General features: G+C 42.3%; 12 protein-coding genes. 2 read left to right on the top strand and 10 right to left on the bottom strand.

All coding sequences use genetic code 11. The annotated features are described in order from the left end of the window. Positions 1-242: DUF2626 domain-containing protein (locus RAC86_RS29820; RefSeq protein ID WP_377886346.1), on the top strand; the 242-nt coding region annotated here is incomplete at its 5' end. A gap of 39 nt (positions 243-281) precedes the next feature. Here the strand turns inward: RAC86_RS29820 and RAC86_RS29815 are convergent. Next, the gene (locus RAC86_RS29815) at positions 282-917 is read right to left on the bottom strand and encodes an MBL fold metallo-hydrolase (protein WP_029726715.1); all 636 of its coding nucleotides are present in this window, start codon (positions 915-917) and stop codon (positions 282-284) included. A 156-nt stretch (positions 918-1,073) separates the two neighbouring features. Here RAC86_RS29815 and RAC86_RS29810 point away from each other — a divergent pair, with 156 nt between their 5' ends. Then, positions 1,074-1,247 carry a DUF2759 domain-containing protein gene (locus tag RAC86_RS29810; protein WP_003230141.1) on the top strand — a complete coding sequence of 58 codons (174 nt, stop codon included), beginning with the start codon at positions 1,074-1,076 and terminating at the stop codon, positions 1,245-1,247. A 31-nt stretch (positions 1,248-1,278) separates the two neighbouring features. Here RAC86_RS29810 and RAC86_RS29805 read toward each other — a convergent pair whose 3' ends face one another. From RAC86_RS29805 to RAC86_RS29765, 9 genes are all read right to left on the bottom strand, one after another. Continuing rightward, entirely contained in the window at positions 1,279-1,593 is a 315-nt protein-coding gene (locus tag RAC86_RS29805) for an MTH1187 family thiamine-binding protein (RefSeq protein ID WP_003230139.1), read from the bottom strand. Between the two features lie 2 nt (positions 1,594-1,595). After that, on the bottom strand, positions 1,596-2,651 hold the full coding sequence (locus RAC86_RS29800) for a YqgU-like beta propeller domain-containing protein (protein WP_029726714.1): 1,056 nt from the start codon (positions 2,649-2,651) through the stop codon (positions 1,596-1,598). 67 nt (positions 2,652-2,718) lie between these two features. After that, positions 2,719-3,849: a M14 family metallopeptidase gene (locus tag RAC86_RS29795; RefSeq protein WP_015251708.1), complete on the bottom strand. Its 1,131-nt coding sequence runs from the start codon at positions 3,847-3,849 to the stop codon at positions 2,719-2,721. Between the two features lie 82 nt (positions 3,850-3,931). Then, positions 3,932-5,848: an LTA synthase family protein gene (locus RAC86_RS29790; protein ID WP_015251707.1), complete on the bottom strand. Its 1,917-nt coding sequence runs from the start codon at positions 5,846-5,848 to the stop codon at positions 3,932-3,934. Positions 5,849-5,964: 116 nt separating this feature from the next. Further along, entirely contained in the window at positions 5,965-6,930 is a 966-nt protein-coding gene (glcK, locus tag RAC86_RS29785; RefSeq protein WP_003230132.1) for a glucose kinase GlcK, read from the bottom strand. 10 nt (positions 6,931-6,940) lie between these two features. Further along, positions 6,941-7,156 carry a YqgQ family protein gene (locus RAC86_RS29780; RefSeq protein WP_004399107.1) on the bottom strand — a complete coding sequence of 72 codons (216 nt, stop codon included), beginning with the start codon at positions 7,154-7,156 and terminating at the stop codon, positions 6,941-6,943. Between the two features lie 109 nt (positions 7,157-7,265). Beyond that, positions 7,266-8,789, bottom strand: a complete 1,524-nt coding sequence (yqgP, locus tag RAC86_RS29775; RefSeq protein ID WP_377886345.1) for a rhomboid protease YqgP — start codon at positions 8,787-8,789, stop codon at positions 7,266-7,268. 89 nt (positions 8,790-8,878) lie between these two features. Further along, positions 8,879-9,052: a hypothetical protein gene (locus RAC86_RS29770; protein WP_003230126.1), complete on the bottom strand. Its 174-nt coding sequence runs from the start codon at positions 9,050-9,052 to the stop codon at positions 8,879-8,881. A 66-nt stretch (positions 9,053-9,118) separates the two neighbouring features. After that, a complete protein-coding gene (locus tag RAC86_RS29765) occupies positions 9,119-9,682 on the bottom strand; it encodes a 5-formyltetrahydrofolate cyclo-ligase (RefSeq protein WP_377886344.1) in 564 nt (187 codons plus the stop codon). Positions 9,683-9,763 lie beyond the last annotated feature (81 nt).

Below are 9,763 nucleotides of genomic sequence, written 5' to 3'. Positions count from 1 at the left end.
ATCGCATGTTCCGGGTGTTAGGATTTTGGACGGGAATTTTTGCAGTCATGTTTTATTTAGGTGATATGAAAGATGCTTCCCTTTTATTTTTTGGACAGACGATCTTATTTGTGTTTCTATCGTATTTGAACTTAACCGAACGCATGTATATTTATATTTTTGGCGCTTATTTAACAATTTTCTTCGCCGGCTTTACATATTACTCAATTTTTATTATGGTGCCCGGCGGCGGAGGCCATTAAATGCAGAAAGAGACAAACCTTATCGGTTTGTCTCTTTTTTTACAATGAAAACCCATTTAAAAACGGATTTTGGTCCTGCTCAGTCAGTACGTCTGTTTCAGGTCCATGGCCGCTTAACACCAGCGTGTGTTCCGGAAGTGTAAGCAGTTTTTCATGAATGGACGTCAGCAGCGTCTCTTGATTGCCGCCTATTAAATCCGTACGTCCTATACCGCCTTGGAACAAGACATCTCCGGAGATAACCAAGTCTGCATCTTTCACGTAGTAAGACACACTGCCTGGTGAATGTCCCGGCGTAAATAATGTTTCCAAATGAAACGGCCCGATATTCAACTCACCGTCGCCTTCAATTAGATGATCTGCAGGCTTAGCTGTTACTTCTATCCCTCGCAGCATGCCGGAGCCGTTTAAAGAAGCGTCCGTAAGCCAATTTTTTTCATTTTGATGCAGGTAAACAGGGATATCCCATTTTTCTCTCACTTCATCAAGCGCCCCAATATGGTCAAAATGGGCATGTGTAAGCAAAATGGCTAAAGGCGTCAGCCCTTTTTCTTTTATGTATTGATTGATTTTATGTCCCTCGCCGCCCGGATCAAAAATCAGGCATTGATCATCATTGATGAGAAAATATGCGTTCGCTTGAATCGGCCCTACTGGCATTCGTCTCCATTTCACTATTATCACCTCTTTCTTTTTTATGCTCTTATTATGAGGGTTTTTTAAAAAAGATTCAAACAATCGCAATGAAAACGCTATCGACAAACCTATAAAAAACAGGTAGAATAAAACTGGAAAGAATTGCAGGTTTTTCAATGTAAAGGGGGCTGTGTTATGTTACTTGTCGTGATTTTCGGCCTTGTCGCTCTTTTCGCTTTATGGGGAGTCTTGCGTTCTGTTAGAAATAAAAATATACTCGGGTTTTTATTAGCCGGTGCCACCTTATTTGTCTTTGGATGGTTTACCGTGATGACCGTAATAAACAGCGGGTATCCAACCGCACATTAAAACCTGTATCCGATCGGATACAGGTTTATTTTTATGGCTGTAAATGTTTATTGACACTTTCTATTTTGCTCTCAAGCGTCGTTTTTTTGTCACGCCTGTCATCGATACGGATATTCGTTGCCACTCTGTGCAATCCTTTTTGAAATGGCGCTTCGTGAATTGCCTGAATGACTGCAAAAAGGTCACTGAGTTCTCCCTCGATCAGCGTATTCATCGGTGTCAGCTGATATTTGATTTTCCCTTCTGCTTGATATCCTTCTAATATCTTTTGCACATCGGCTACGTAAGCACTGACACTGGGTGTTTCCGTACCGATTGGGATAATGGTTACATCTGCGATAGCCATCGTTATTCCATCTCCTTTTGATCAATGATGAGTTGCTTCGTTTCATGTGATTTCAATAAAATAATTTGCTCAAAATGAAAGCCGTATAACGCATATTTCCCGTTCGGAGATATTTGAATCGGCTCCATTTCCCGCAGAGACACAAGATCTTTTGTCTCTCCCGATGCTACATTGATTGCTGCGAGCTTATATGCATCGCCGCTTTGTTTGAATGTATAAAACAGGCTTCCTGCTTCATCATAGTCATACTCCATTGGAGCCAAACTTGTATATTTCGCTTGGAGCGGCCATTTCGCTGTAACAGGTGATGTTGATTGCGGCGTTTTAAACTGATACGTCCCTTTTCCTCCGGAAGCTGATTTGACAGTAAAACTCATTTGATGGAAAGAATCGAAGAATAGAACGTTATCCTCAAGCTTCTGTTCCGTCTTAGAAGCTGTATCGAACGTATATAAAGGCCCTGTTTTATCGTCTCTTCCCTCTTTTACATAATCAAATGTATTTTTGGATGTCCAATGAATGAACGGAACCTGTACTGGGCTTAAGAAAGATTCGTCTTTTTTAGCATTCACCTGATATGTATGGAAATCCCAGTTTTCATTGAATTCCGTCACCATCATTTGATAAGGATCATACTGATTCCAAGCAGCTTCAAGCTCATACGTTTCGTAATCTTTTTCGTAAAGCGTCTCTCCTTCTGCATTAAGCAAAACCACTGCCGTCTTTTGGCTATGTGTGATTTGCAGCAGAATCATCTGCTCCCTCGCATTGATTTGAACATCAACGATTTGACCATCCGTTTGATAGAGCTTTTTCGCTTTGCCTGTAAAGATGCGGTACGCAAAAAGCTCTGTTTTCGTCGGATTAGACGCAGTATATAATATTGTGCTGTTATTCAGCCAGCCTTCCACCCCATCCGCTTTTTCCGCGGAAAGCGGTATGATGTCTTTTTTCTCATCTTTTGCCGCCGATGCCTGTTTTTGCTGCTGATGAGATGGTTCGCATGCCGATAAACTAAACAGCAATACCGCCAGCAGAATAAAACAAACTGATCTCATCAGCATTCCCCTCCGATCATCTTTATTCTCTCATATTTGCTTCGGCAGAAAAAAGAAAAAGTTTCAGTTACTCATGAAAAAATAACGCCCTCCACAAGATACCGCTTGTGGCGTTATATATGTGTGAAAACTGCTGAAACGGCAAAGGATTTTGGCCTTTTCCAAGTTCCACCGTATACCCTTCCTTAAAATAATGGTGAATAAACCAGTCACGAAATCCAGCATAGCTATCTATATCCCTTACTCCCTTATAAATGTTCCCGCTTAACTCCTCAAAATCCTTTATGACGGCAGCAGATTCCTCAGGCTCAAGGCCTTTATAGCCCCAATAAATTTCTTCTCCTTGAGTATGAAGAGCCAGCAGTCTGTCAGGCGGATTCTCCGTGATCAGCCGGTACATCGCAATAGATTCCGGCTCCGTAAGCGGAGAGATTCCCGGAAAATCGCGGTAGCTGGGTGCTGTCGGTTTTCGGTATTTTTCAATTTCCCATAATGATGGAAATTGTTTATTTAAATCAACCCCGTTTATATTCGCCTTCCATTCATTAAAATTTGGACGATGTTCATTTAGCCTTTCGAGTTCATCTCTTCTGGCTCCCATGACTTCTGATCCGTTTAAAACAAGATCAACGCCATCCGGATTGACAAGAGGAACGAGGGATAAGGATGTGCTGTTAAACAGCTTTATGGGAGAAAAGCCAAAGAAAGGCGAATTGCAGCATAATGACATACAGTATTCCTTAAACCATTTTAGCAGGACAGACGTTGTAATCCACTCATTCGCATGAAATGACGCGTTCATATGGACCTTTTTTACGGCATGCTCCCCACCAGCCTTCAGCTCCCAGATAGGCCTGCCGAGTACAGAACGGCCAATTTCCCGGCATGAGACAAACGGAAAAACATCAATAATCTTCTTTATTTCCTTTTCAACAGCTGAATCATCATAGATTTTCTCTTGCTCAATCCAGCTATCTGAAAGTTTCAGCTGCCGAGGCTGTAAAAAGCGCTTTATGTCCTGAATGGTTTGAAGCTCTTTGCCGCTATGCTCCTCTATCACATAACCAGGGCAATACAATTGATGTTTTTGTGCGGAGCGATTTGCACTTTTAAGCAATTCCTCGTCTATCTTCAGTTCTTTCGCCACATTGGCCAAATTGTTCTTGATCTCAGGTTTCACAGTAATAAACGCCATCATCATCCCCCTTTTTTGTTACTATATGACAGCGTATTTAAAAAAAGAAAGCCTCCCGCTCACTTCAATGCGGGAGACATTGTGATTATGATGCCTGATCAAGCATTTGTTTTTCTTTCCGCTTTGACGAATTGTCCAGCCTTTTCTGGTCATAAAATCGCAACAAATCCCCATAAATGATTTCATCAGAAAGTGATAGCTCCTGTTTTGCTTTATCAGCAAATGCTTCACATTGTTTTGTCTCTTCTAACGGTTTTCCCGTCTCTTTGTCATAACACGCACCGTCTGTATAAACAACCTGATCTGTGATAAAGCTCCCGTCCCGGAGCACCGTGAAGTCCAGTTTTTCGTCTGAAAGCAGATCGTTGCCGAATTGAATTTGATCTTTCGTATCAATCCCTAAAAGATTCATCAGCGTCGGCCTGATATCAATCTGCCCGCCTACTGTTTCAATGGTTTGCGGCTTTTTATCAGTAATACCCGGAATATGAATGACCAGCGGCACTTTTTGGAGCTGTACCTCTTCAAATGGGGTTATTTCTTTTCCTAAAAACTGCCCCATCGCTTCATTATGGTTTTCTGATATACCATAATGGTCACCATATAATACAATAACAGAGTTGTCGTATAACCCGTCTTCCTTCAGCTTTTCGATAAACCGTTTCAGCGCCTCATCCTGATAACGCACTGTCGGAAAATATTTATTTAGCGTCTGGCTGCTTGAATCATATTCATCAATCAATTGGTCCTCTTCATCAAGATCAAACGGGAAGTGGTTCGTCAGTGTAATCAGCCTCGAGTAAAACGGCTGAGGCAGATTTTTCATCAGCTCTGAAGACTGCTCAAAAAATTCTTTATCCTTAAGTCCCCAGCCGACTGAATTTTCGTCAGTTACATCATACGAGTTAATATCAAAAAACGAATCATATCCAAATGAGTCGTACATTAAATCACGATTCCAAAAGCTCTTATTATTAGCGTGGAGCACCGCTGAATAGTATCCGCTGTTTTTCAAAATTTCAGGAGCGGCCATATATTGATTGCCCGCATTCGTAAAAAATACGGCACCTCGTCCAAGCGGATACAGTGAATTGTCCACGATAAATTCAGAATCCGAGGTTTTCCCCTGGCCTGTTTGGTGGTAAACATTATTAAAGTTGTAGCTCTGTTTTATAAAGTCATTCAGAAAAGGCGTGATTTCTTCTCCATTCAATTTTTCATTAATCACGAAGCTTTGCGTCGACTCTAAGGATACGAGAATGACGTTCCTTCCTTTTGCAGCGCCGAATAAGCGTTTGTTGGCATCCTTCACATTAGCGGTTACGTAGTTTTCAATCTCCGTCAGGCTGTTGCTGTCTGCCAACGCTCTCTGTGCGGATTGCTTTGACTGAAGAACGCCATCGTAAATATGAAAATTAAACAGGCTAATGTTTTTAACAAGCATTTCTCTGTCAAATGAGCGTGTCAATAGCTGAGGTCTTTCCGCCTCAGACAAGCCCAGGTTGAAGAAATAAACAGAAGCAACGAACAAAAAATAAGCCGCCCGTTCATTTTTCGTTGAGGGAATGTCCGATTGAAAAGCTTTTTGCCGGATGTGAAGCCATATTAAAACCGCAATATCTACAGCTAATAGGAGGTCTGTCGGCTCAAGAAGTGTTCCGATGCTGCTTCCGAGATCACCCATATTGCTCGTTTGAAAAAGAACAGGGATTGTTAAGAAATCATTGTAAAAACGGTAAAAAACCATATTTGCCAGCAATACAAACGTGACAAGACAGCTCATCGCGATAATGTAGCGATTTCTGTTTTTGCCTTTTAAAAACAGGCTGAGGCCAAAAATAAGCAACAAAAAACTCAATGGGTTGATAAACAGAATAAATTCCTGTGTTAGATTGTCGATTTTAATATGAAAACTGGTTTTGTAAACAGCATACGTTTTCAGCCACATCAATAAAATGGCAATCAGCATAAATGAAATCTTCGAAAAAAACGTTTTTCGCATTTCAACCTCCTATGCAGCACGCTCAAAAAAATCAGTCTATTCCCAACATTCTCATTAACACATCAAATTAAATCTTAACCTGAGCACAACAAAAAATCAATTTCATTTACACAATTTTAACAATTTTGATGTTTCAGCCATTCATTTTTAGCGATCCAAGCGCCTCCGATAACGCCGGCATCATTTCCAAGTGCTGCGATTGAAATATCAGCAGCTTGGGCTGCCCGCGGAAACGCGCATTTGCGGAATGTTTTCTCGACTTTTGATCTCAGCAGTTCTCCGGCTCTCGATACGCCGCCGCCAAGAACGATTTTGGATGGATTAAGCGAGCTTGCCAAATTTCCGAGCACCAAACCAAGATGCTTGGCTACATAATCAACCACCTCAAGGGCAATTTCATCATTTTCACCCGCCGCTTCAAACACATCCCGCGCTGACAATTGTTCGGTTGCTTTTAAACGTGTCGTCTTTTTAGCATTTGCTATTTTTTCTTTTGCAATTCTTACAATTCCGGTTGCTGACGCAATTGTTTCGATACAGCCCGTTTTGCCGCAGTTGCAGGGCGCTCCGCCTTCAGGGATGCTGCAAATATGGCCGATTTCTCCGCCGGCGCCATTTATACCATGTACAATTTCACCATTTGCAATGATGCCGCCGCCAACTCCTGTGCCAAGCGTCACGAGAATGACGTCTTTTGCGCCATCACCCGCTCCCTTCCACATTTCCCCGAGCGCAGCAATATTCGCGTCATTTTCTATAACAGCTGGGATGCCGGTTTCTGTCTCCAGATGGTTTTTCAAAGCATAATTTTTCCACCCTAGATTTACTGTTTCATAAACCACTCCTGCCGCCATATCTACAGGGCCTGGTGCACCCATTCCGATGTATTTGATGATGTGCTTCGGTTTTTGCAGCTCATCCAGCTTGCTGTCGATTGTTTTTGCAATTGTGACAGTAATCGTGTCGCCGGTTTTATCAGTCGGAACTTCCCACTTATGCTGAATTTCGCCATATTGATTAATAAAAGCGAGTTTAATCGTCGTTCCTCCCAGGTCAATGCCCGCAAACCATATCTCGTCCATTTTTATCACCTTAGCCTTTATAAAAATCTCTTCCGTTTTTTGTTTGTTCCAATTCTTTTCGAAGGACAGCTGCCGCTCTGGCCCACTGCTCCTTTTCAATCATGTGGTTCATGTATAATTCCTTTAATTCATCCAGCATAAACTCAATTTCAAGCTCTCTGTCTCCAAAATAAACAATGTGGCCAAACGTTTTTAACAGCTGCTGCACATCATAAAATGTATTCATTTTCCTCACCATTTCTTGAACTTAACTATCATAAGCGTATTCATAAGGAAGCGGTCAGTCAAGAAGAAAACGCTGACAAAAAAGCCAGCCTCCTTTCCGTATTCCACCTTTATGATTCTTTATTGTTTTCAATTTGTTGCTGCAGCTCCTTGTAGCGCTGCTCCTTCGGCTCCAATTTTAAAGCCAGCCTGATGGCCTTTTCTGCTTGTGCAAGCTCATTTTTTTCCGCATACAATAAGGCTAAATAGTAATATGAGGCATGGTCTTTAGGTTCTTTTTTCACTGCTCGTTCCAAATGGAAAACCGCCTGATCATATTCGCCGATTTTAATATCAGATACAGCAAGAATTTTCAAAAGATCGGCAGAGGCATCTTTTTGCGCTGCTTCTCCGTTCAGCAATTCCGTTACTTCTTCATACTTTCCTTCCTGATACAGCTCGCTTGCCTGCTGAATCAGCGCTGACTCCTGGTGTGAAGGCGAATGCAATCCGTAATATAAAAATCCGCCAGCCAAAGCAATCAGCAAAACCGCTGACAACAATCTTTTTCCAAAGGCTCTGGCTTCGGGCAACCCCAATGCCGCTGCAGCGAAAAAGCCGCCAATCAAGCCGCCGATATGTCCTGAATTATCAATATTCGAAACCGCAAAACCAAAGCCCAGATTGATGATAATAATGACAATAATATTGGTTCCTATGGTTCTTAAAAACATTTTTCGATTAGACAAAGCAACATACAGTAATGCGCCTAAGCATCCGAATATGGCTCCTGATGCCCCTGCCGATGGATACGGGCTGAACACAAAACTCGCAATCGAACCCGTAATGCCAGCAGCCAGATAAATCAGCAAAAACCTGCCCGATCCATACATCCGCTCAACCGCTGTACCAACCGACCATAAAGCCAGCGTATTAAAAGCTAAATGCGCTATGCCGATGTGAAGCACGATCGGTGTCAGAAGCCGCCACCATTCTCCTTGTGCAATCAGGCTGTTTTCTTTTGCTCCAAAAGCGACCAGCGTCTCCGTATTTGTGCTGCCCCCGTTTATTTCGAGCAAGAAAAACATCAGGATCTGAAACGCAATAAATAAATATGTAAAAGTCGGTTTTCCGTTTTGAAAAACCGCCGCTTCAGTTTTTCTCTGTTCTTCTTGTTTCAGCACTAGCGAAAGGAAGCGTTCTCGCGCCATTTGCGCGTTTTCAAACGAAGCGTGTTCCTCTGAACAATCTTCTGTACGAAATGATGGAAAAACCGCTTGAAGATCATCTCGAAGCATCGTTCCTCTAACGATCGCCGGCTCAACTGACACAGTTCCCTTCTCAAAAGTTTTTTTTGCAATCTCTTCCCAGTCATCAACAGGGGCTTCCGTTGAAAAAAACACATTCAGCAGCTTCATCCTTCGTCTGCCCAATTGATGTCTGACTCGTTCTACTCGTTCGGCCTGCTCTTCGATGTCTCTAACCATTTCTTGACGGAAATCAAGATCGTGCTTATAAAGACGAACTAGATCATGAGAGGACTTGTCCGGCGCTTCCAGCCATATTTCATCTGACTCACCGGCTTGTATGACGCCATACCCGCTATTCACCAGGTGCGCCGCAATTTTCCAATATGTATACTCCAGCAAAAACATGTTTACCGCTCCAATAGTTTTTTTTCATTATAACAGCTGGCGCTCCGAAACGCCTACTGAAAGCAAAAAATCCCGTTTTTCACGGGATTTTAGAAAGCTTGCTGTATAAACTTATTGCGGATAAATGGAATTCTTAAAAACAAATGGATAAAAGACCGCCTGATTCCTGGCTGGCTGAGTACAGTATTCATAAGACGGTAGCGATTTTGATAAAACATGACGGCAGAAACCGCGAAAATGGCATATATCAAAAGTTTTTTCATGATATCCCTCCTGCCAATAGGGTTTGTTATTCTACCTTATTTATTCTCGAATAAGGGACAGGAAAGTTATGAAAAACAAGAAATAATCCGACCCTCTGTTATCAGCTTATGTACCGGGATGTCATGCGGCAGACGGGGTACGTGCGCAAACAACTGGCACTCCAAAAGCAAAGAGACTGTCTTCCCTTCATATTCACTTAAATAGCGATCATAATAGCCGCCTCCAAAGCCGACCCTAAACCCGTTAACATCAAAACAAACACCCGGAACGATCATCAAGTCAATTTGTGATGGGTTTACTTCTTTTGTTTTTTCAATTACCGGCTCGAGCAGTCCGGCGTACACGGTTTCGAGCTGATCATCAGTCTGATATGTGCGAAATTGCATTTTCTTCGTGTCCGGATGGCATTTTGGGATGCAAACTTGTTTCCCTTCTTCCCAAGCCTGCTCAATGACAGGACGCGTCGGTATCTCTAATCCTCTGGAAATAGTGACGGCAATGGTGCGGGCATTTTGCCACTCCGGCAGAGAAAACAAGTACTTATACATACGTTCCGTTTTTTGAAGAATATCTTCATTTGATAAAGCAGACAGTGCCTCCAGCGTCTTTTTTCTTAATTGTGATTTCATCTCTCATCCCCCCTCGGAATAGAAAAAAAGCCAGAACCTTTTTCAAAGCTCTGGCTTTTTTCTTACACCTCAAACAGCAAA

This window comes from Bacillus sp. LR_5 (assembly GCF_042709275.1).
Note: the sequence above shows the minus strand (reverse complement) of the source record. Positions and strands in the feature narration are given on the sequence as shown.